The 371-nt window shown below is 59.3% G+C and carries 1 pseudogene; it reads left to right on the top strand.

The window, feature by feature from the left end:
• Positions 1-35: 35 nt before the first annotated feature.
• A pseudogene (locus AF337_RS18575) lies at positions 36-371 on the top strand (ABC transporter substrate-binding protein); the annotation flags it as partial.

Here is a 371-nt window from a genome sequence, read left to right as displayed (position 1 = left end):
ATTCTGTCGTCCGTTTAAAAGTGGAGGAGAACAGGATGAAGGACAGTATTAGAAAGATGCATCTCGCATCGATCACCGATAGGTTCGTCAAGGGCCAGATGGCCCGCCGCGACTTCCTGATGGCCGCCGGCAAGCTGGGCCTGGGTGCAGGCGCACTGGGCATGGGTTTGGGTCGCCGGCCGTTTGGCGGGTTCTCGCAGGCCAATGCACAGGAAGCACTGCAGCCGTCGCCGGAAGTGATCAAGTGGCTGCAGGACGTCGGCAAGCCGTTTGCCGGCACCACGCTCAAACTCGCCACGGAATCGACACCCCCGTCAAACGCCATCAACTCGCAGCTGAAGAAATATTTCGAGGAAGCCACCGGCATCAAG

The sequence above is a fragment of the Rhizobium ecuadorense genome, assembly GCF_001187535.1.
Taxonomy (GTDB): Bacteria; Pseudomonadota; Alphaproteobacteria; order Rhizobiales; family Rhizobiaceae; genus Rhizobium; species Rhizobium ecuadorense.
Note: the sequence above shows the minus strand (reverse complement) of the source record. Positions and strands in the feature narration are given on the sequence as shown.